We start from the raw sequence: 21,844 nt of genomic DNA, 5'->3' as shown, positions 1-21,844 counted from the left end.
TTCAAAACCCAGATAACGCCTCATGTTCGAATCTAAAACTTACCCCGAGAAAAGCTGACTTCAGCAGGGTGATCAGTATGCTTACTCCTCAATAGAACAACAAATTTACATTATACTGTCAGATTCTGCTGATCAACTGTATTAGTAAATGACTGCTATTGGCACAAAGTAAGCTTTGCGAGAATAAAAAATGTACCTAACCGCCAATACTTCTTAGCTTCAACATTGCTTTTTAAAACGGTGAATCGATTACAGCATCAACAGCACAACCCCACTGCAACACCATTTAATCTTGGGCAAGATTGAGCATAAAACTGGTGGGTAATAGGGCCAAGTGGTGGACATCGATCAAGATTGGCAGGCTGCTCTGTTGCTGTGTTTTGATGAGTTCAAACATGTTGAGTTATTGGCGTGATCAATAGTCAAAAAACCGCCCAGCCACACCTGCCCCAATCAGGGCAGATGTTCCATGCAATCAGCAGTTTATAAACCGAATCTTCAAGGATGAAGGGTTTATCCGCCACACACCCCTTGCCCTTCATTCTCAGTCAACCGTACTCGCGCCAGTTGTAACTGGAATCCGGCCGGGCTTTCGATCAGCAGCGGGTGGGTGATCGCTGTCAGTTTAAAGTCCGGGTTGTTCTGACTAAAACAGCGCAGTGGGATTTTCAGGCTTTGCCAACCTTTGCCCAGTTGTGTGCTGAAATAGTTGCTGAAATCGAGGCTGGTTTTGCAGTTGTCGCCGCATAACATGCCGAGCAGAATTTTTGCAGCCCTTTTGTCCGTAGAAGCTTTGTCCGTTGCCGCAGGCAGGGCCAGCACCTGATATTCCAGTTCCAGCACCATATCGCCGTTGGCTTGGCGGGCTAAGTCCAGACTGGCATTTTGGCTATGCGTTAACGCCACGCTGGCAGATTTAACAAAGTTTAATACCACTGAATCTTCCTGCTGCAGGCGATCGGTGGCTTTGGCCGTGACAGCGCCTTGGGCCGATTGTTGCAGCGGATCAGTCACCACCGTCACTTGCCCGTCGTCGATGAGCTGTAATTGCCATGGACTCACCGCTTTGCCAGCATGTACATAGCGGCTGAAGTTCACCACCAGATCGGCGCTAATGCCTGATTTTTCGCTTAAAGCCGCCACTATGGTTTGATCTTGATAATTTAATCCATAACCAAAAGCAAATTGCGGCTGATAGTTGGTATCGCCGATATTCAGTGGTGTGCCGGTAGCATCTGCTGGCCAGGAGAACGGCAGTTTGCCTTGAAAATCATGGCGAATGCTGCCATCCGCAGCGCGGATCAGCACGTCCGCGATGGCGCCACCTTCCGAGCCTGGCAAAAAGGCGGCAACAAAAGCGTCGGATTGATTGAGTTCAGTATTCACCCATAGCGGCCGCCCGGATAAAAACACCGTCACCGTTGGAATGCCCTGCGCTTTGAGTTCCGTCAGAATTTGTAATCCACGGCTATCGTCAAACGCCAGATGCGCGCGGTCGCCGACAAACTCGGCATATGGATCTTCACCAAATACCACAATCGCCACATCTGGTTTTGCATCAGCAGCAAAACGGCCATTTTCACTTAGTTCAACCGTGCCACCCGCGGCAGTCACCGCGGTTTTGATGCCAGCATAAATCGATTCGCCATTCGGGAAATCGCTGTTTTTATTGCCGGCGCCTTGCCAGCTCAGCGTCCAGCCGCCACTTTGTTTGCCGATATTGTCGGCGCCATCGCCAGCCACTAACACTTTGCTATTGGCTTTGAGCGGTAACAGTTGTTGATTGTTTTTCAGCAGCACCAGCGATTTACGCGCGGCTTCCCGCGCCACAGCCCGATGATCAAAGCTCGCCATTAGCTCAAACTTGCCCGCAAGTGGCCGTTTTGACGGCAGCACCTCGTCAAATAATCCCATTTCGGCTTTGATCCTAAGCACTCTGCTGACCGCTTCGTCCAGCCGCGCTTTGGGAATCCGACCATCTTTTACTTGCGCCAGGGTGTTGTGATAGAGCTTTTCCCAACTATCCGGCGCCATAAACATATCCAAACCGCCATTCAGTGACGCGGCACAATCTGTTGGCGTACAGCCTTTGACCTGGCCATGGCCATTCCAGTCGCCGACCACAAAACCGTCAAAGCCCATCCGGCCGACTAACACATCGCTCAGCATCGGCTGGAAGCCATGCATTTTCTCGCCAAACCAGCTGTTGTAGGAGGCCATCACCACCCGCGCCCCGGCTTGAATGGCGCTGTAATAGGGCAAACCATGCAAGTCCCGCAGTTCTGATTCGGTATGTTGGTTATCGCCTTGATCTTTGCCGTCAACGGTGCCGCCATCGCCGAGGAAATGCTTTACCGTGGCGAGCATATGTTCACCACGTAAAAACTCGGCTGTACCCGGAACCCCTTGAATACCTTGTAAAATATGGGTGGCATAAGATGCGACCAGCGCTGGATCTTCACCATAGGATTCATAAGTGCGCCCCCAGCGGTCGTCACGCACCACGGCGATGGTTGGCGCGAAAGTCCAATCCAGCCCGGTGACCTGCATTTCGATGGCCGTCACCCGGCCGATTTTGCGCAGCAATTCCGGTTCACGCATCGCGCCTAAGCCAATGTTATGTGGAAAAATGGTCGCGCCTTTGACATTACTGTGACCATGCACGGCATCGGTGCCCCACATCACCGGAATATAAGGCCGGCCATCACTGGTATCGGTGCTGGCTTGCCAGAAGGCATCGGCCAGTTCCAGCCAGGCTTTCGCGCCGACTCGATTATCGGCACCGGGTGCGGAGTTACCGCCGTTGAGGACACTCCCCAAATAATAATCACGCACCTGTTTTGGCGTCACCGAGCCGATGTCCGCTTGGATCAGTTGCCCTACTTTTTGTTCATCGCTCATTTGCGCCAATAAAGTGCTGATTTTGGATTCAATGGCTGGGGTGCGGGCGATTGGCGATGGCTGTAACGGCCAGTTTTTGGCGTCGATCACTGGTTTTTCGGCAGCTACTGGTTTTTCCACAGCAACTGGATCGGCTGCAGCGGTGGTGGTCGTGGCCTGACTCTTGGTTTCTGTGGGTGATGACCCGGTCGGCTGTTCACAACCGGATAAAGCAAAAGTGCAGGACAATACCAATAACCCGGTACTTAATTCGTTTGCGATGGCCATGTCTTGTGCTCCTTCTGGCTGATGATTTGCGATGTGCTGCTTTGCGGACAGCCGCCGTTTATTGTTCATATCGGACATCCACGGTACTCAAATACGCTTTGTGCGCACCGACATCCGTGAGATCGCCATCAATGTCAAAGCTGCCGTGCAAGCGCAGATCAGCCGATGAGCTGCCAATCATCAGCTTGATTGCACCGGGTTCCACCACCCAGTTTTGCTGGCTGTCGACAAAAGCCAGTAGGTTGACCGGCACTTTAAAACTGACCAGCGCTTGCTGCCCCGGCTTTAAATCCACTCGGGCAAAGGCTTTCAGCTGCTTCACCGGCCGAGTGATACTCGCCACCGGATCATTGATATACAACTGCACCACTTCGGTGCCGAACACCTTGCCGCTGTTTTTCAGCCGAAAGCTCACTGTGACCTCGCTGTTGGCGACCGCACCTTTGGCACTTTCGACAATTTGCAAATCGCTGTAGTCAAATCGGGTGTAACTCAATCCATGGCCAAAAGGGTACAGCGGACTGATGTCGTCAAACAGATAACCACGTTTAGCTGAAGGTTTATGATTGTAAAAACCTGGGATATGGCCAGCGCTACGGACAAAAGTCAAAGGCAATTTGCCGGATGGATTGACGTCACCAAACAGCACATTGGCAACTGCAGCGCCGGTTTCTTGCCCCAGGTACCAAGCCTCGATGATCGCAGGCATGGAGTCAGCGAGCTCGCCTAACGCCAAAGGCCGGCCATTGCTCAATACCAACACCAGCGGTTTACCCGTCTCTTTGGCCACCTGCAATACGGCTTGTGCTAGCTGCAGCTGATTGCCGACCAATTCCAGACTGCTGCGATCGCCCAGATGTTCCTCGGCCCAGGCTTCGCGTGATAAACCTTCATTTTCGCCAAGCACCAGCACCACCGCATCCGAAGTTTTGGCTAAAGCCACTGCTTCTTCCAACAAGCCCTGGCGGTCCTCGTCATTGGTTAATTGAATGCCATCCTCGTTCCAGCGTTGCATCGAAAAAGTACCGGCGGTGGCACTTCGCTCAGCCAATCTGGCGGCGGCTTTCGCCTGCAGCATTGCAGTGGTGGATGTGTCTGTGCTGGCGATTGCTGCATTGTCCGAAACTTTGCTGGCAACCGTTTTCGTTAAAACCGTGCCGCGAGCAAAGCGGACTTCGGCTTTGCCCTGTAACTTCGTCTGCAGCCCGGCAACAATACTGACAGTTTGCCGTGGAATACTGCTGTACCCACCCAGCAAAGTTTCATCAGCGTGCGGGCCAATCACTGCCAACTTCTTGATATTGCTTATGTTAAACGGCAAGGCACCATCGTTTTTCAATAGGACCAGCGACTTCTCTGCCATCTCTCTGGCAAACACTCGCTGCTCTGGCGCTCCGACCAACCCATCAGCCTTGGACGCGTCGACATAAGGGTTTTCAAAAAGTCCCAGCCGGAACTTCAGCGTCAGCACCGCCCGAACTGAGGTATCGACTACTTTTTCCGATAGCTGGCCGGTTTTTACCAGTTCCAGTAATTTTGGATAAGCCTTTGGATCCGGTGTTTCCATATCAACCCCGGCTAACAGCGCAGCTTTGGCGGCTTCGGCATCACTGGCGTACAAACCATGACGACTGTTCAGCTCCTGAATGGCGAAATAATCGCTGACCATCACGCCGCGAAAGCCCCATTGTTTGCGCACCACATCGTTCAGCAGCGGCCCATTCACATGAGAAGGGATACCATCAATTTCGTTATAGGACGGCATAATACTGGCGGCATGCGCCAGCTTCACCGCAGCCTCAAAGGGCGGCAAAAATACTTCATGCAGTTCACGCGGGGCGATTTGCGCCGGTGCAATATTGACCCCGGCAGAGGGCTGACCATGACCGGTCAGATGCTTTAATGTCGCCACCACTTTATCTGCGGCAAAAGCGCCTTCAACACCAACATCACCCTGAAAGCCTCTGACCGAAGCCACACCCAGCGCCGACATTAAATAAGGATCTTCACCCATGGTTTCTTCAATCCGGCCCCAGCGCGGATCGCGGGCAATATCCAGCACCGGCGCTAACGCCCAATGCGCGCCGGTGGCCCGCATTTCTTTGGCCGCCAGCGCATATACGGCCTGCAAATCCTGCGGCGACCAGCTACTGGCCAGCGCAATCGCTTGCGGAAAACTGGTGGCATCAAAAGCCACATACCCATGCAAAGCTTCTTCGTGCATTAATGCCGGAATACCGAGCCGGGTGTGCTCTTTCAGCCAGCGCTGCAATGCGTTGTTAAATTCAGCGGTTTGCCGCGGCGTTTTAAATTCACTGGGCCGGGCGATATGGCCAATCCCCAGCGGCATCTTTTGCGCCGCAACTTCAGCGATAAACTGTAAACCGTCATCGCCAAGCTCAGCGGATGTTTCCATCGCCCGTCTTTGGTGCCACAGGGTCTGCAACTGTGCCAGTTTTTCTTCCAGCGTCATCCGGCTGATTAAATCGTCAACTCTGGCGCTTACCGGCAAAGCGGCGTTTTGATAAGGCAAAGTGCCCGCCGCGAGGCTTTGACCACTGGTGAAACCGCCAGCGAGACCACAACTCAGCACTGCTGCAGTCACAGCGGTGATCATCGGTTTACCCATGCTCATGCCTCCGGCGGCTGATTAATCACGGTAAGGTTTTAAGGTTTGAATGCGGCCGTCAGCGTCGTACTGAATTTCCGCCATTTTCACCGAACGTAAATGCGTGACGCCACCGGATAAAATCGAGTCGTGGTAAAACAGATACCATTTACCCTCAAATTCAGCGATTGAATGGTGGGTGGTCCAGCCAACCACCGGCTCCAGAATGCGGCCCTGATAGGTAAAAGGCCCATACGGATTATCGCCGGTGGCATAACACAAAAAGTGGCTATCGCCGGTTGAATAGGAAAAGTAATAGGTGCCCTGATATTTATGCAGCCAGGACGCCTCAAAAAAGCGTCGGTCAGTATCACCGGCTTGCAGCGGCTGGCCTTGCTCATCGAGAATTTGAATTTCCCGCGGAGTTTCGGCAAATTCCAGTAAATCGTCCTGTAGTTTTGCCACAATCGGACCAAGCGCTGGCTCATCGGCGGCTGGCTTTGCATGATCGGCATGCCACTGATGGTTACGGTATTGCTGTAACTGGCCGCCCCAAATACCGCCGAAATACAGGTAAAACTGGCCGTCATCGTCTTCGAACACGGCTGGATCAATCGAATAGCTGCCTTGAATGGGTTCTGGCTGGGCTTGAAAAGGCCCAATCGGCGAATCACCGACTGCGACGCCAATCTGGAAAATGCCGTCCGGGCGTTTGGCCGGGAAATAGAGATAATATTTGCCGTTTTTGCGAGTCGCATCCGGCGCCCACATTTGCCGCTCGGCCCAGGGCACATCTTTAATATGCAAAGCCACCCCGTGGTCGACCGCCGGCGCATCAGGGCCTGCCATCGATAACACGTGATAATCTTCCATGCCAAAATGGTCACCGTTGTCGTTAAACGGAATACCGGCTTCGATGTCGTGCGATGGATAAATATAAATGACACCATCAAATACATGCGCCGATGGATCGGCGGTGTAAATATGCTCGACCAGCGGCTGCGAAATCGCTTTGCTTTTCAGTGCCTGCAAATCCGGCTGCGGCTCGTTTGGAACTGCGGCCTCTGCTTCATCTTGCGCCGTTGTTTCTGGAAAATTAGCCATCACCTTTACTCCACTTGCGCCAAACCGGCAGCGGCGCGACGTTCGTTCAGCGCCTGCTCGATTTGGGTTTCTTTATGTTTATTAATCTCATACAAACACACGCAGCCAACGCCTAATAAAAACGGTAGTGACGCATACAGGCTAACTGAGAGTTTGATGCCATGGATGGTTTCCGGGGATTGCACGGCCAGCTGCGCGTCGTAACCAACCTGCGCCAAAATACCGGCCACCAAAGCACCGCCAATCGACAGCCCCAATTTCAGACCAAAAATCATCGCCGAGAAAATAATGGCGGTAGCGCGGCGGTTATTTTTCCATTCCGAATAATCCGCGACATCGGCAATCATTGCCCACAGCAGCGGAATGGTGATGCCATAGAAAAAGCCATGCAGAATTTGCGACAAAAACACCAGGCCGATGGCATCCGACGGAAACAGATAAAACGCCAGAATAAACAAGGTGGAAATAAACAACGCCACGGCAAATACATCACGTTTGCCGAAGCGATCGGCCAGTGGTTTGGAAAAACCAATACCGATAATCATGCAGATAATGCCGCCGGCATTAAACAAACTAAAACCTGAAGTCGCGGCGTCTTTTGGCCACAAAAACTCGGTTAAACCCATGCTGGTTAAACCGCTATTCAGCGCCAGAATAAAGCTGTTAAAGCCAATATCTTCCAGAAAAACCGCGACCTGCTGCTCACTTAAATAGTTTTCGAAATAGAAAATATACATGCCGCCTTTCAGCGCCAGGGTGATAAACACCAGCACAGTCAGAATCAGCATGATGAGCCAAGGCCGGTTTTTCAGCAGATCGCTAACATCCTGCCGGATGCTGGACGTCTGGCCGGAAATGGTTTTCACCCGCTCTTTGGTGGTGATAAAAGTGATCAGGAAAAACACAATGCCAACCCAGGCAAACAAGGTCATGGTGTTTTCAAAACCAACGGCTTTATCACCATCACCCAAGATCAGCACCAGCGGTAGCAACAGCGCCTGAATAATAAATTGCGCCACCATTACCGCGACAAAACGGTACGCCGACAAGCTGTTGCGATCGGCCATACTGCCGGTTAACACGCCACTTAGCGCCGAATACGGCAGGTTATTGGCTGAATAAACCAGCACCAGCAGGACGTAAGTAATAAAGGCATAAATGATTTTGCCATCAGGTCCAAAATCGGGTGTGCTAAAGGCCAGCAGTGCAATCACGCCAAAAGGCACCGAAGTCCATAAAATCCAGGGCCGGAACTTGCCCCAACGGGTTTGGGTGCGATCAGCAATAATGCCCATGATTGGATTAAAACAGGCGCCGATTAAACCGCCGGTGAAAATAATAGTGGCGGCAGCGGCCGGCGGAATTTGGTAGACGTCGGTGTAAAAAAACGCCAGAAAGGTCATCAACGTCTGAAAAATCAGGTTGGCAGCAAGGTCGCCCAGGCTGTAGCCGATTTTTTCGGTGACCGAGAGTTTATGTACTTCTGTTTGCATCTAATCCTGCCTGTTGCTTGCTGACTATCTGTCTGCTGTTGTTATAGTTTTTGTGATATTGCTGTTTAATCTGCTCTTAATCTTCCCTTACCATACCTCGCTCGTCACTCTGGCGAATTAACGTAATGTACTGCCAGAATTACGTTTTTTAATAAGCCAGCTGTTTTGAGACCAAATTACACATATGCTGCAATTCAGAGCAACCCCCATTGGAGCCACTATGTTGCAATCCTCAATCTCAGACCCAGCGCAAGCTGGATCGCCAAACACGACCGCTGAAGCCGCCAGCGAGCATCAGGCCGAAAACAAAGTATTTATTTTATTTATCAGTCTGGTCGCCACCATTGGCGGTTTTTTGTTTGGTTTTGACAGCGGCGTGATCAACGGCACCGTCGATGGCTTACAGCAGGCATTTAATTCGCAAAGTGTTGGCACCGGTTTTAATGTCGCCAGCATGCTACTTGGCTGTGCAGTCGGCGCTTTTTTTGCCGGACGTTGGGCTGATATCAGCGGCCGTCGCACCATACTGCTGGTTTCTGCGGTGTTGTTTATCATCAGTGCCTGGGGTTCCGGGATTGCGGTCACCTCACTTGAGTTTGTGATTTACCGGGTGCTCGGTGGCCTGGCGGTTGGTGCCGCTTCGGTGATCACCCCAGCCTACATTTGCGAAGTTGCGCCAGCGCGCTATCGTGGCATGCTCACCACTTTGCAGCAAATCGCCATCATCTTTGGCTTATTCATCGCTTTTGTCAGCAATTACTTGTTGGCCAATTATGCAGGCGCTTCCACCGCTATGTTGTGGCTGGATTTCGAAGCCTGGCGCTGGATGTTCTGGATTGAGCTATTTCCGGCCTGCTTGTTTTTAGTGATGCTGTTATTTATTCCGGAAAGCCCACGTTATCTGGTGCTGCGCGGTCGTGCCGCCGATGCCGGCAAAGTACTGACCCGCTTATACGGCGCCAGCGCTGCCAGTCGCAAACTAAGTGAAATTCAACAATCGTTAAATGCCGATCATCCACCGAAACTGGCCGATTTATTGAACCCAGCAGATAGCGCAGATCCAGCTGCAAAGCCCGGAAAGCTTCGGAAAATTGTCTGGGTTGGGATTGGCCTTGCCAGTTTTCAGCAACTGGTGGGCATTAATGTGGTGTTTTATTACGGCGCTGTGTTGTGGCAGGCCGTCGGCTTTTCCGAAGCGGATGCTTTATTTATTAACGTGATCAGTGGCGGTATCAGTATCGCAGCCTGTGTTTTCACGCTACTGGTGATTGATAAAATTGGTCGCAAGCCGCTACTGAAATGGGGCTCAGTGGGGATGACGGTTACTTTAGCGCTGATGGTACTGGCTTTTTTAAATGCAAACCAGGACGCCCAAGGCAATTTGCTGATGGGCGACTGGGGTATCGTGGCGCTGGTCAGTGCCAATGCCTATGTGTTCTTTTTTAACTTGTCCTGGGGCCCGGTGATGTGGGTGATGCTGGGCGAGATGTTCCCGAATCAACTGCGTGGTGTTGGACTTGCGGTCAGCGGCCTGTCGCAATGGGTGTGTAACTTCCTGATCACCATGACCTTCCCGCTGCTGTTGGCGAGCGTTGGCTTGGCCGGTGCTTATGGCCTGTATACGCTGGGGGCGCTGCTGTCGATTTGGTTTGTGGTGAAAATGGTGCATGAAACCAAGGGTACCGAACTGGAACAGATGCAGGGCTAACAATCAGCCAAGACGCAGCCCGGGAGCACATAGATGCAGCTATTTCAGTTAAATAATCAGGCCGGTGACGAGCTGGTGATTTTAGCCCACGGTGCCACCATGCAACGCTGGTCGACCTTGGTTGGCGATCAGCGGCGCGAACTTATTTTAAGTTACCCACAACCGCAACAATATCTGCACGACCGCAGCTACCTTGGCGCGCTGGTCGGCCCTTACGCCAACCGCATTGGTCAAGGCAAAATCACCATTGATCAGCAGCAGTTCCAGCTACAACAAAATGAAGGGCCGCATCATTTGCACGGCGGCGAGCAGGGTTTGCAGCAGCAACAATGGAACCTGCGGCAACTGCAAAGCAACGCCGTGGTGCTGACCTGCGAATTGGCCGACGGCCACAATGGTTATCCTGGCCCCAGCTATTTTCAGGTGAGTTACCGGTTGTCGGAACCGAGTCCAGTGACATCGACCGATGGTGTAGTGCAACAACAAAGCTGTTTAACCGTGGAGCTGCAAGCCAACAGCAGCCGCCCCACGCTCATTGGCCCGACGTTGCATCCATATTTTAATCTGGCGGCGCCAGAGCAGCCTGCATCGTCAACGCATGATAACGCCAGCAATCCTGCAACCAGGTCCATCAACAATCATCTGCTACAGCTGCATGCCGCTTATTACGCCGAAGTCGACCCCCAGAATATTCCGACCGGCCAACTGCGAAAAGTTAGTGGCAGCCCTTATGATTTCAGTCAACGCCAGGCGATTGGCGACGTTCAGCTGGACCACAATTTTGTAGTGCACGGCAACCTGCAACAACAAACTGCCGAGCTCACCAGCCCTGACGGTCTGCTCACCCTCGGCGTCAGCTCCGACTATCCAGGCCTGCAAGTGTACACCGGCGACCATTTAAGTGGCGCCTTTCAACCCCGCCAGGGCATTTGCCTGGAACCGCAGTTTTTCCCGGATTCCCCTAACCAAAAATGTTTCCCATTTCAGTTCACCCGACCGGATCAACCCTTTAGTGCGAAGATTTGTTATTGGCTGACGAAGCGCTAACCAGCGCGCTCGATTTTCGATATAGTTCCGATACAACTACCAGTTGTTGCATCTAGGTACAAATCAGTTTAATTTAAAGTTGTTTTTATTTGGGACTCGCAGATGTGCAGCAATATGTGCTGTCACGGAACATAAACTGCCAAGGAAAAGGTGCTGTTTTGAAAAAACTCCTCATATTGACGGTAAGCATTTTCACGGTAAGTGCCTGCCACTCAATTGATGCGACACAATCCGCTGCCAACAGCAATATTCAATACCTTGATCTCTCAGAGCCTGCCAAAAAAAGCTTGTTCGAAAATTATTGGCAAGTGAAATACCGTAAAGAGCCCAGGTATCCAAGAGCTGCTGCGCTAAACGGTATTTCCGGCTGTACTGAACTGGCTGTCGGCATTAACACCGAAGGCAAAGTCAGCCATTACAAAGTGATTAAATCCTATCCGGCTGGTGTTTTTGACCAAAATGCCATCGAAGCTATTTTAGCTTGGCGCTACACACCCACGGCAACAAACCAGAATTTACAGCCGGTTTTAACAACTTTACAGCTCGATTTTATGGTCAGTGATGTTAAAAACTCAGCCGAAGCTACGGCTATATGTACTAAAACAAACACGAGTGCTGTTGGATCCGGCGTTTAAATGGGTATGACATATCCACACTATTATTTGCCGCGTGCAATTCCTCTCGGGTCTTAGGGAAGCTGGCTGAACGCGTCCCTCCTGAGAATCCAGAACGTTTTAATAACAACATCCTGTCTACAAGTTGGCAGGTGATTCAACAATAACAGGACACTCTATGATTTCACTGAAACTCAAGGATACCGGTACATATCTGGGCACTGTTGAAGAGCGTGATTTACAGGTACTGATTAATCAACTGGAAGAAGAACACAAAGCCGACACTGATTATTTTATTTGCCTGGATACGATTGATCTATTGGCTGAAAACGGTGGCTCCAAGCATCTGATCAGCTTGTTACAACAAGCCGTAGGTGAAAGCGAAGGTGTCGAAATCGCCTGGACAAAAGGCTAAATTCCACCTTGTTCCGGCGCTGTTTTGATTCAACCAGTGACCCATAAATTATCGCGCCAAAGCTAAGTCGGTATGGCGCCCTTACGTTACCCGATACCAAAAACCTCTGCTTAAATCCAATGTCGTATTACTCCCTACAACAAAAAAACCGCAGTCTTCGCTGGCAATCTCGAAATTGTTCTGCGAGACTAAAACAATCTGTAAAAAGACTTTTTAGAGGTGGTTATGCAAACCGAAACTATTACCTACCTGAAAGAGCATGCCAATACACTCGAACTCCATGAAGAGTTGCTGATCACCAAAAATGGCAAACCGGCGTTTGTGGTGCAATCGTACGACGATTACACCTTCACTCAGGAAACTTTAGCCTTACTGAAAATTCTGAAACTGTCGGAAAAATCCCTGCAAACGGCGGCGTTAACTCTTGAACAAGCCTTTGAATAACCACTACATCATCGTTGCGTCGCCGCTGTTTAAACTTTCACTACAGCGGCTAAAAGCGTTTTTAACTGCCGCTGCCAGTGAACAGCTGGCAACAACAAAGCTGGCCGACATCCAACAACAAATCGGCCAACAACTGCCCACACAACCCCCAACCCATGAAGAGTTGGCTCCAATCTGTGAACGTTTACTAAAGCTTGGCATCCCCGACTACCGCCAATGGCAGCTCGATAATCATAATTTGTTGTTTTATAGGGTAAATGCTGCAGAGCAGCGCATCGAATTATTACTGGTGATGGATAGTCGGCAAAGTCTGTGCAAATTGCTGTTTGAACTGAATTTGTTGTTTTAAACCCTGCTTAGGGTTTTGAGAAAGCTACGCCAATAGCTGAAACCATCACAACTATCATTAATAGCCGCGTGTTGTGCTTTAAATACGGGTAGAAAAACTGGCAAAACAAAAAGCTGATTCTTTACCTAACTCTTATGCCAACGGCTAGCACAATTTCGCGTTATACCAAGGCAAACCAAGGAAACCCGGCTTGACGGTTAACTGCACGGTTTGCCCAGGTTTTACCTTCTGGTAAAGCGATTGCAGTATTTTCATTTTTCTCGGTAACGGCTGGCCGTAGACCTCCGATTGATCAGCCAAAATCATTGCAAAAAACGGCCACTGGCGGCTCTTGAATGACCGTTTTCAACTTAGCTCGTGAATAAATAATTCCAAAATGACGACGCTATCCAACCACAGTAAAACTGATTTTAACTACAGTATTCCTTCTGAGTTTTTAACCCGCGTCTTGCGGGCACAAAACCGTTCCAGCACTTACCTATTCTGGTTAATATGTTGACACTTGGTTGATTTAATATGGGTTAAAGGTTAAGTTCTTTTGAGTAAAAATCATGAAATAAGGCAATAGAATTTTTGTCTTGCGGATTCCTTGCCTTTGAAAAAATACTGTTAGGTGTTTATGGGTACTGAAGTTCTTATATTTTTAATACCAATCCCATTTATATTTTGGCTTCGCAACCTATGGCAGTTAACTAAAATCCAGACGAGAACTAAGGCTGCATTAAACTTGCTTTGTGGGTTGGTATTCGTAGGTTACTTTTGTTTGCCATATGAAAGTTATCAGAATTTTATGCAAGGTTTAATTTTTGGCGGGTTACTGTATATACCTTTCTATGTTTTAGTTTCGTGGCTGCTAGAAATGATATTGGAAAAATATAATCAGTGGAACGGAAGATAACTTGGGTTCTGCACCTAACAAGCCAAGTCAACGGGAATTTTACTCGCTGGCCAGCGGCCAAACACTCGCAAAATCCCCTGCTTGGGGCGTTAGGGCATATGGAGCACCAATGAAAAATTTGATGAAAATATTAATCGAGTTGGAGGAGCATCTTTTCCAGCCTGATGTTCGAAGTTCTTCAAGTGAACTCGCTCAGCTAATCTCTGATGACTTTATTGAAATTGGTGCTTCAGGGTCGCGTTTTGGGAAGGCAAATGTATTGGCGCGTTTACCAACTGAGATTGCGCCTGAAATAACTGCAAGTAATTATGAGTTACGAATGTTTGGCTTGGGCTGCGCTCAGTTGTTATACAAAGCTAAGATGTCAAAAGCTGGACAACCATCACCAATTTATTCGCATAGGTGTTCAATCTGGCAGCAGAATCGTAGCGGTCAGTGGCAAATGGTTTATCATCAAGGGACAACATGCGCTCCGTTCTAGCTTATTGCCCTAACAATCACCACCAAAACGCCACTGCGTGGCTCGACTCGCAACAAGTTGCTCGCGTTTGTGGCGGGCGTTAGGGCTTACGAGGCAAACGGATGGATTTTTCTTGTTTAACGCAGATTGTTAACACTGAACAAGATTTAGACTTGCTGCCAACCTGTCCTGACTGGACAGTAGTAGATTCAAATATTTCTGTTGATCATGGCTGGATCACTGAGGATGAGTTTAATCGATGCCTTGGGCGACTCATCGGGCAAGAGGTTTTTGCCTTTGAAACGTTTATACGGATTTATAAATCAACAAATGCCCAAAAGCGTTTAGAAGAGTCGTTCGTTTTAAATTGGCCTAATTTTAAAAAATTCCAGGAAACTACAGACATTCTGTTTGTTTACGTGGTTTCTAAACAACTAAACTGGGTGTTTTATGCAAATAGGGACAAGTGGTGTTTTACTATACAGCCCTAACAAGCCGCGACCTTTGAAAGCTCGGAGTAACCGTTGAGCAAAAATAATTTGTTAGCGTTAAAGCAAGCGATGCTCATTCCAGTATTCGCTTTTTACAATATATTCATTGGGTTATTTGTGTCTGGCTATAGTGTTACATCTCAACGTATTAGTGAGTTAGCGCTGGAAGCAGAATTTTTTGCATACTCTCATCGATTGGCTGACATTTTAATAGGTCTGTCCATGTGCTTGTTTGCTTTCGTGTGCTTTTCAACTGCAAAGGCAAAGTTCACTTTTGTAACAATGTTTTCATTCGGAATGACATGGATCTTTGCTGGGATCTTTATCCTTCATAGCCCCTTGCATGATATTTACGGGTTAACAAACATCTTAATAGTTGTACCTGTGGTGTTCGCACTAGAAATGCGAGACTTCTATACATCAAAGAAATTTCAAGACTTTTCCATTTTAGTTACATTGGTCCATCTAGTGTTTTTCTGGTTCTTTAACTACGGTTTTATGCCTGTTGAATATAAAGGCATAACTCAAAGAGTTTGGGTGGCAATTACTTTGGTGTGGTACGGCGTTGCTGCTTATCAAATGTATATAGTCGCTAACAAGCAAAGGCAGCCGACGCTTAACAGCGCGCGGCTGCTTTAAGCGTCATGTACTGGTCAAAACATGAAGAAATTCTCAATCAGCCGAATACACACTAGTTGCGGAATTTTCAGATTAACTGGGGTTGTAATGTCCTCTGAAGGATCTGATCAAATTAAGTATGAGAAAGTTGACTTTATGGGTACTGATGGCTGGTGTGAACTCGACTTAGAATCTTCTAATGCAAAGGATATTCTGAATAATATTCAATTGGATGTCATACATCATGTTCGCACTAAAGTATGAAAACATAACAAAAATATTTTATCGCTAGCAAAAATGCTGGCTGCGAAAATAAGCCGCTGCTCGGCTTTGCGCGCTAAATTAAGGCGTAGGGTAACTTATGAATACCATGTACCGGATGATCACTATTTTAATTGTTACAGCGCTTTCTGGATGTAGCAGTGCTCCTGAGTGTAGAACTGTTACACCGTTAATAGCGACCGATAATAAAATGATCTCAACGCTGGCTGATGAACTCCAACGTGAGCATCTGGCAGGCACTTTTGATGGGCTGGTACTGGTTGCCGAGGGTAATACTGTTTTATTCAAGAGCGCTTATGGTTACGCTGACAGAAAAGGCTCTGTAAACAATAGTGTCGCCACTATCTCTGATATGGGATCTATTGCCAAAACGTTTACAGCAGCGGCGGTGCTTCAACTTGTTCAAAAGAAAAGGTTGCAACTTTCTGACACTATTGGCAATTTTTACCCGGCAGCCCCAATGGAGTCGCAGTCTATAACAATCAAGCAGTTGTTGGGACATTCAAGCGGATTGGATAATTTTCATAATGATTCTGACTTTGAGTTGATGGATAAAGCTCAAGCAGAAAGCCGAATTTTAGCGATGCCGTTAATTGCCAAACCGGGTGAGAAAATTGCTTATTCAAACGCAGCCTATACCCTTTTGGCTGCAATTGTTGAGAAAACAAGCGGTCAGCCATTTCAGGACTACATTCAGGATCATTTACTCACTCCGTTAAATTTGAATAATACCGGTTTCTACCATGACTCACGATTATCAACCCAAAACATGGCTCGTGGATATGGGGGAAATGCTCCAGGTAAAACTACCTTTGAAAAAGGCTTAACTTGGGCACTTATTGGAGCTGGGGGTATGGTGACTTCAATTGATGATTTAGCTACTTGGTCCGCGGCACTTAAGCATGGAACGATATTTCCTGCTGGGACGCCGAATTCTATTTTGATTGAAGCAAACGAGCGATGGTTACTTGGTAGCCTTGCACAGATAAATGTAAATGGTGAGTCTATTGTTCAGATGGGTGGCAGCACTGACTACGGCTATACCGCTCTGATCCAGTTTGTCCCAAATAGAGATCTTTTGATCGTTCTGCTGTTAAATGCACATGATGATAAATATAAAAATGCAACGCACCATAGGTTAAGTAGGAATCACATTTTGCCAAAACTGCTTGGCGATGGTGCAGAATTACCTAACAATTCAATACAGTCGACCGCTAACACGTCGGCTGATTAAAACGGTAGGCGTTTACGCATGTATAGACGTACCGGAAAAATCATTGCGATCGTATCCCTTATCGGATGCATATTGTCCGCGATTACGCTTCCCCGATGGGTGGGGCATTGTGCTGCGAGTTATCCCGAGCCAATAACCTCGTTTCTTGTGCTGGTGTTTGGCATCCTTATGGCCTTCTCGCGTTTCCCTTTGACGACTCTGTTTGTTTGCATACTCTGGACACCCATTCATTATATAATCGCCATCGAGCCTTGTGCTCCAGCCAGATCCCAGGGAGCCGGTGGTCTCATCTATATCCTTGCGTATGCTGCAGTACCAGTTGTTCTGGCATGCAGTTTCCTGCTGGGATCCCTGATGCATTTTATACCCAAGCAACCTGAAGATGCGTTTCCAGAGCTGCGTCGCACAAGCGAAGACCGCACAGTACCGCAGCTTCCTCCGGACGGGGCTAAAAGCCCTTGATGCCGCGTTAGCGCTTGTCGCTTTGGAACAACCAAAGCTTCCAAACGCTGCCTTGCCTCAAGTTCTTTTATCTCCCGCTGAAATCCGCATCTTCAAGTTGTTTGGGTATATATTTCCGGTCAAGAACTCGCAGAAACCTGCTGAAGTGTGAATGAGAGCAAAATGAAAAAAGCATCACCATCAATTGAACTTCGAAATGACGAAGAAACTGTGCTATCGGTACGGCAGTGGGTTAACACTTTTGTCGTGGACATGAATCTTTGCCCATTTGCCAAGTATGAGATGCTGCACAATCGGGTGCGCTTTGCGACCACAGCGGCGATTACAGAAGAGCAATTGTTGGTGTCGCTGCAAGAGGAGTTGGAATTGCTCAACAGTGATCCTTCAGTGGAAACGACGCTGTTGATCCACGCCCATGTATTGCAGGACTTTTATGCCTACAATCAGTTTTTGAGTGATGCCGATAGACTCCTGGTGGAAATGGGACTGGAAGGTATCTATCAAATCGCCAGTTTCCATCCAGACTACCAGTTTGGCGGCACCAATCCGGACGATGCAGAGAATTATACCAATCGCTCTCCCTACCCCTTGTTGCATATTATTCGGGAGGCGAGTCTGGAGCGGGCTATTGCGGCCTATCCTGATGTCGATCAAGTTCCAGTACGCAACGTGGCGCTGATGAATAGTCTGGGGCACATTAAGCTACAGGCACTATTTGAGAGCCTGCTGAAGCGGTAGGGAGCCGTCGTATTTGTTATTAGCTTCATTGATAAATGGCATTTAATTTACCACCCAATTGCAATCGCTCCTTACCACTTGTTGCAGAGGACCCGACCAGTAGTTGCAACCACCTTACCACTAACCCAAAGGTAGCAGAGTGCCAGAAGCGGAAATTCACTGCAAGTCGATTAAATTGCTGCTTTTCACTGAAAGCGGAGTTTAGGACTACCCAAGTTCCTAAAAGGTATTGTTTGCCTAGTTTGAATGTGTCACCAATTCTTATACAATAATTTTGGTAATAATATTTAACAGTGAGTGATGAGCGCGAATTGCCATATCTAAAAAATATTTTTGCTAGATTAACGCTACCAGCATTCGAGTAAACAGAACGGAATTAACAATGGCAAGTTAGTCTTTGTCGCATGGTTCATTAAACAAGGTGAAATATTAAGGAAAATTATGAGTCGTTGGAGCCGAAATTTTGAACAGCATGCTTTTAAAGATCAATTAAACAGTTCCCTGTCAGCCGCGGATGAGCTAGAACCACACCAAACAGCATTGCCTGAAGATATTACTGACATTGCACATTTGAAAAAAGCGTTAAAGTATATCGAAGAGTCCATAAGCCAAATTGACCCAGAACTTATACCGCTGAATTATTTTGCTAACCTGACTGACCAATTTGCAAATATTGCTGCATATGTAAAACAGTACATAGCCGGAAGTTCAATCTCTTCGATTCATAGTGCAAATACTTATTTAGACCAAGTTTTAGCTCTACTGCTCCCAGTGTTAGGTAGAGGTTCAGCTACTGAAAAAGCAGCCAGCCGGTCTTTTTCAGCATATGCAAGAACTGTGAATAACCAATTGGTAAAATTCCACGATCTTGCGAATAAAACTCTTACACAGTTAGCCGATTTTAGTCAGCAAGCTGAAAACGCGAATGAAAAAATAAATTTGTTAAAAGGCGAAATCTCAGCATTTCACAGAGAGTTACTTTTAGACACTGACGTTGATTCGCTGCAAAAACGAATCCGTAATCTAGAAGTAAATGCGAACAAAGTTTACGCAGAAATTAACGAATATCATGATGAGCTTTTTACGGACGATAGCCGTGGTGAAGCGATTAGTACACAAATTCAGAGTGCATTGACTGAAGCTACTGATAACACATCACAATTAGCTGCGTTACTAGAAAACGCTGAAACAAACTTGGCAGAACTAAAAGTGTTCTATGACTCAATTTTCGGAAAGCTGTCTGCTGATGGAGACGGTGTGTTAGTTGGCGGACTTCAAGACGAATTGCAAAAACGACGCACAGATTTAGAGAAATTTAAAAATGAGCAAGAACTTAGGTACAAAGCTTTAAACGATGAGATTGAAACTCTGCTCCCAGGCGCGACAAGCGCAGGTTTAACCACAGCATATTCCGAGATGAAACTAAGTTTCGACAAAACTATTTCTGATAATACGCGCATTTTTTATGCATCGATTTTTGGACTTCTCTTCATTTCATTTATTTCCATAACGAACCGCATATATTGGTTTGGTGTTGATTGGGTTGATTTGCGAGATCTTACAAATTTATGGAGCAATTTTGCTTATAAATTGCCAGTTGCTTTACCCGTAATCTGGCTTGCATTTTTTGCATCGAAAAGACGAAGTGAAGCACAGAGGCTTCAGCAGGAATATGCACATAAAGAGGCTTTAGCCAAGTCCTTCCAGAGTTATAAAACGCAAATTGAACAGCTTGGTGAACAGGATAACATCCTCATGCGGCACCTTTTGAGGTCAGCTATTGATGCTATAGCTTTCAACGCTTCAACAACACTTGAAACGAAGCATGGCGACAAATCGCCCATTCACGAAGCATTGGACAAACTACTATCTGCACCTGACGGATTGCAAAAACTCCTCAAACCTGAAAAGTAGATTGAATCCGATTATGATGGCGTATTGAAGTGACATTTAAAATTTTATTAAGTAGATGCGGGGGCAAGTCTTGCTTTTTGCCTTTAGTTGAATGGCTCAATAGGGCAAAAGTCAAGACTTGACCCCGTAGCAACACAGGCTGGCCAGAGTGAACATTACAGCAAAGGAAATTCACGCAGCCATCAGGCAAATCCTAGCATGGGCGGCATATTAGGACTGGAAAAATGTCAGGAAAATAAGGTTATGATATTCCTGCGAAATTTGTGGCGATCCCTCAGTATGATTATACCTTCATGATGTGAATAATAAGTTGTTATATGCCAAAGGAGGCTGCGAATGGGGTTATTAATACTTTTTGTCCTACCTTCAAGTATCTACTACTTTTTGTGGGTATTAAGTGCAGATCCAAGAAACGTTTTCAAACCTGGTAAATGGTGGATTATTCTTCCGCTCACACTAATCTGTTTGTTTCCCCTTCTTATGTATCCGGCGGGAGTTCCCTCGGACGACCCGGTTTTTAATGCATTACTTGCTTTTGGCACATCGATAATCTTAACACCGCTATTATTTGGCAACATCGACCTGCCGTTCTTAGACTCTCTAAAGGACAAGTTATTGATTTCATTAGTCCGAACCTTTTTCGCCTTCGTTTTCGGCTCTGCTATTGTCTATTTCGAATCTGAACTATGGTTTTTTACACTATGCGGAATTTCACTTGCTTCGTTTTTTACAAGAATAGCGTTCTATACTTCTTTTGATGGGGGGCTAAAAAAGTTCTTTGGAGCAGTGATAAGTTTCTTTATTATTGTATTTTTCTATTCTCAAGCAATAGAGTATTCGACTATAACGTATGAAAATTGGACTAAAACATTCTCCTTTTTTTCAAACTAGCATGGCATATAGCAAAACGCTTAACACGTGTGCCGCTGCACGCCACACTGGGATAGTATAGCAGCAGCGCTTCGCGATTATGCCGCTGCATTACTGCCCGTTAGCTGAGAGTTAGCTCTTACTCGAACAAGGTAGTTAAAATGCAATCTAAAAAGTCGTTAAACCAATTATTAACAGAAGCTCGCTCAGAGTCTATGAACAAATGGATTGGTATTCTTCAAGAAGAAACAGAAATATCTTCTGTCGGTGAAACCCCAACAGAAAAAATGACAGACTTAATTAGGAAAATCAAACTTGCAATAGACTCTGGCGGTAATGCTGATAAGAGTATAAACGATCTGATCCAAAGTGCTTTTGATCAGGGTATTCAAAGTGGTTTTGCTAAAGCACTTTCTAAATTTCACAATGGAGCTATCACTACACGTAAAATACCGAATGAGGATTTTTGGGTGCTGCACTCATCTTCTAACCAGTATCAGATAACTGCAAAATTACCGACAGTTGATGGGAATACCCAGAAAACAACCACCGTTATTAAAATGAGTGAGCATGGTTTCGAGTAAGTAAAAGCTAACAAGCTGTCATAAAAGAGGACGAAATAAGCTTGGCTTACGCTCCTTCGTCGCAAATTATAGCTAAGCAGTTTCCGCCTTCTACGGCGTGTTAAAGTCCGAAACTCGCTCAAAGCAGCACATGACTTATCCTTGGTAATTGCTGGTACGTTCGGGTGCAAGTTATGGTGCGCAAAAATTGCAACGAGTGGTAAGTTACTGGTGAAAGGTAATCCCCCCTCAAATTAACTGACGTCAAAAGTAGAATTTTCTCGTAACATAAACGCAGGAGATTCACTATGAAAACATCAAAATTCACCGATAGCCAAATCATGGCAATCCTTAAACAAGCTGA

General features: G+C 47.2%; 18 protein-coding genes. 14 read left to right on the top strand and 4 right to left on the bottom strand.

The window, feature by feature from the left end; translation table 11 throughout:
* Nucleotides 1-513 precede the first annotated feature (513 nt).
* From A5320_RS21215 to A5320_RS21200, 4 genes are read right to left on the bottom strand one after another with little or no spacing between them, the layout of a single operon-like run.
* The gene (locus A5320_RS21215; RefSeq protein WP_082971975.1) at nt 514-3,168 is read right to left on the bottom strand and encodes a glycoside hydrolase family 3 protein; all 2,655 of its coding nucleotides are present in this window, start codon (nt 3,166-3,168) and stop codon (nt 514-516) included.
* A 58-nt stretch (nt 3,169-3,226) separates the two neighbouring features.
* Nucleotides 3,227-5,797: a glycoside hydrolase family 3 N-terminal domain-containing protein gene (locus tag A5320_RS21210; protein WP_197490244.1), complete on the bottom strand. Its 2,571-nt coding sequence runs from the start codon at nt 5,795-5,797 to the stop codon at nt 3,227-3,229.
* A gap of 21 nt (nt 5,798-5,818) precedes the next feature.
* Nucleotides 5,819-6,880, bottom strand: a complete 1,062-nt coding sequence (locus A5320_RS21205) for a glycoside hydrolase family 43 protein (protein WP_082971965.1) — start codon at nt 6,878-6,880, stop codon at nt 5,819-5,821.
* Between the two features lie 5 nt (nt 6,881-6,885).
* Complete coding sequence (locus A5320_RS21200; RefSeq protein ID WP_068069954.1) at nt 6,886-8,373, bottom strand: MFS transporter; 1,488 nt, start codon at nt 8,371-8,373, stop codon at nt 6,886-6,888.
* A gap of 220 nt (nt 8,374-8,593) precedes the next feature.
* Here A5320_RS21200 and A5320_RS21195 point away from each other — a divergent pair, with 220 nt between their 5' ends.
* The 14 genes from A5320_RS21195 (at nt 8,594) to A5320_RS21115 (ending at nt 21,501) form a co-directional block, all read left to right on the top strand.
* Nucleotides 8,594-10,081: a sugar porter family MFS transporter gene (locus A5320_RS21195; RefSeq protein WP_082971964.1), complete on the top strand. Its 1,488-nt coding sequence runs from the start codon at nt 8,594-8,596 to the stop codon at nt 10,079-10,081.
* A gap of 33 nt (nt 10,082-10,114) precedes the next feature.
* Nucleotides 10,115-11,128, top strand: coding sequence for an aldose epimerase family protein (locus tag A5320_RS21190; protein ID WP_068069952.1), 1,014 nt, complete (start codon nt 10,115-10,117; stop codon nt 11,126-11,128).
* Between the two features lie 158 nt (nt 11,129-11,286).
* Complete coding sequence (locus A5320_RS21185) at nt 11,287-11,763, top strand: energy transducer TonB (protein ID WP_197490241.1); 477 nt, start codon at nt 11,287-11,289, stop codon at nt 11,761-11,763.
* Nucleotides 11,764-11,920: 157 nt separating this feature from the next.
* Nucleotides 11,921-12,157: a hypothetical protein gene (locus A5320_RS21180; RefSeq protein ID WP_068069950.1), complete on the top strand. Its 237-nt coding sequence runs from the start codon at nt 11,921-11,923 to the stop codon at nt 12,155-12,157.
* A 225-nt stretch (nt 12,158-12,382) separates the two neighbouring features.
* Nucleotides 12,383-12,601, top strand: a complete 219-nt coding sequence (locus A5320_RS21175; protein ID WP_068069948.1) for a type II toxin-antitoxin system Phd/YefM family antitoxin — start codon at nt 12,383-12,385, stop codon at nt 12,599-12,601.
* The gene (locus A5320_RS21170; RefSeq protein WP_231916808.1) at nt 12,582-12,950 is read left to right on the top strand and encodes a hypothetical protein; all 369 of its coding nucleotides are present in this window, start codon (nt 12,582-12,584) and stop codon (nt 12,948-12,950) included. The genes A5320_RS21175 and A5320_RS21170 overlap by 20 nt, the downstream gene beginning before the upstream one ends.
* A gap of 1,007 nt (nt 12,951-13,957) precedes the next feature.
* Nucleotides 13,958-14,329, top strand: a complete 372-nt coding sequence (locus A5320_RS21160) for a nuclear transport factor 2 family protein (protein ID WP_068069943.1) — start codon at nt 13,958-13,960, stop codon at nt 14,327-14,329.
* Nucleotides 14,330-14,430: 101 nt separating this feature from the next.
* The gene (locus A5320_RS21155) at nt 14,431-14,799 is read left to right on the top strand and encodes a hypothetical protein (protein ID WP_068069941.1); all 369 of its coding nucleotides are present in this window, start codon (nt 14,431-14,433) and stop codon (nt 14,797-14,799) included.
* A gap of 33 nt (nt 14,800-14,832) precedes the next feature.
* A complete protein-coding gene (locus A5320_RS21150) occupies nt 14,833-15,438 on the top strand; it encodes a DUF998 domain-containing protein (RefSeq protein ID WP_082971962.1) in 606 nt (201 codons plus the stop codon).
* A gap of 340 nt (nt 15,439-15,778) precedes the next feature.
* Nucleotides 15,779-16,933: a serine hydrolase domain-containing protein gene (locus A5320_RS21145; protein ID WP_068069939.1), complete on the top strand. Its 1,155-nt coding sequence runs from the start codon at nt 15,779-15,781 to the stop codon at nt 16,931-16,933.
* Nucleotides 16,934-17,315: 382 nt separating this feature from the next.
* The gene (locus tag A5320_RS21135) at nt 17,316-17,546 is read left to right on the top strand and encodes a hypothetical protein (RefSeq protein ID WP_068069935.1); all 231 of its coding nucleotides are present in this window, start codon (nt 17,316-17,318) and stop codon (nt 17,544-17,546) included.
* Nucleotides 17,547-17,557: 11 nt separating this feature from the next.
* The gene (locus tag A5320_RS21130; RefSeq protein ID WP_068069933.1) at nt 17,558-18,133 is read left to right on the top strand and encodes a DUF1415 domain-containing protein; all 576 of its coding nucleotides are present in this window, start codon (nt 17,558-17,560) and stop codon (nt 18,131-18,133) included.
* Between the two features lie 441 nt (nt 18,134-18,574).
* Nucleotides 18,575-20,047, top strand: a complete 1,473-nt coding sequence (locus tag A5320_RS21125; RefSeq protein WP_068069931.1) for a coiled-coil domain-containing protein — start codon at nt 18,575-18,577, stop codon at nt 20,045-20,047.
* 1,031 nt (nt 20,048-21,078) lie between these two features.
* Nucleotides 21,079-21,501, top strand: a complete 423-nt coding sequence (locus A5320_RS21115) for a hypothetical protein (protein ID WP_068069927.1) — start codon at nt 21,079-21,081, stop codon at nt 21,499-21,501.
* Nucleotides 21,502-21,844 lie beyond the last annotated feature (343 nt).

The sequence above is a fragment of the Rheinheimera sp. SA_1 genome, from assembly GCF_001669775.1.
GTDB lineage: Bacteria > Pseudomonadota > Gammaproteobacteria > Enterobacterales > Alteromonadaceae > Pararheinheimera.
This window is presented reverse-complemented; position numbering and strand designations above follow the sequence as displayed.

Excerpts from the sequence above, each read along its gene's own strand:
- A5320_RS21155 (WP_068069941.1), top strand. The coding sequence starts at position 14,431 with ATGGATTTTTCTTGTTTAACGCAGATTGTTAACACTGAACAAGATTTA.
- A5320_RS21115 (WP_068069927.1), top strand. The coding sequence starts at position 21,079 with ATGCAATCTAAAAAGTCGTTAAACCAATTATTAACAGAAGCTCGCTCA.
- A5320_RS21205 (WP_082971965.1), bottom strand. The coding sequence starts at position 6,880 with ATGGCTAATTTTCCAGAAACAACGGCGCAAGATGAAGCAGAGGCCGCA.
- A5320_RS21210 (WP_197490244.1), bottom strand. The coding sequence starts at position 5,797 with ATGGGTAAACCGATGATCACCGCTGTGACTGCAGCAGTGCTGAGTTGT.
- A5320_RS21180 (WP_068069950.1), top strand. The coding sequence starts at position 11,921 with ATGATTTCACTGAAACTCAAGGATACCGGTACATATCTGGGCACTGTT.
- A5320_RS21175 (WP_068069948.1), top strand. The coding sequence starts at position 12,383 with ATGCAAACCGAAACTATTACCTACCTGAAAGAGCATGCCAATACACTC.
- A5320_RS21145 (WP_068069939.1), top strand. The coding sequence starts at position 15,779 with ATGAATACCATGTACCGGATGATCACTATTTTAATTGTTACAGCGCTT.
- A5320_RS21125 (WP_068069931.1), top strand. The coding sequence starts at position 18,575 with ATGAGTCGTTGGAGCCGAAATTTTGAACAGCATGCTTTTAAAGATCAA.
- A5320_RS21190 (WP_068069952.1), top strand. The coding sequence starts at position 10,115 with ATGCAGCTATTTCAGTTAAATAATCAGGCCGGTGACGAGCTGGTGATT.
- A5320_RS21130 (WP_068069933.1), top strand. The coding sequence starts at position 17,558 with ATGAAAAAAGCATCACCATCAATTGAACTTCGAAATGACGAAGAAACT.
- A5320_RS21135 (WP_068069935.1), top strand. The coding sequence starts at position 17,316 with ATGCGTTTCCAGAGCTGCGTCGCACAAGCGAAGACCGCACAGTACCGC.
- A5320_RS21160 (WP_068069943.1), top strand. The coding sequence starts at position 13,958 with ATGAAAAATTTGATGAAAATATTAATCGAGTTGGAGGAGCATCTTTTC.
- A5320_RS21195 (WP_082971964.1), top strand. The coding sequence starts at position 8,594 with ATGTTGCAATCCTCAATCTCAGACCCAGCGCAAGCTGGATCGCCAAAC.
- A5320_RS21200 (WP_068069954.1), bottom strand. The coding sequence starts at position 8,373 with ATGCAAACAGAAGTACATAAACTCTCGGTCACCGAAAAAATCGGCTAC.
- A5320_RS21215 (WP_082971975.1), bottom strand. The coding sequence starts at position 3,168 with ATGGCCATCGCAAACGAATTAAGTACCGGGTTATTGGTATTGTCCTGC.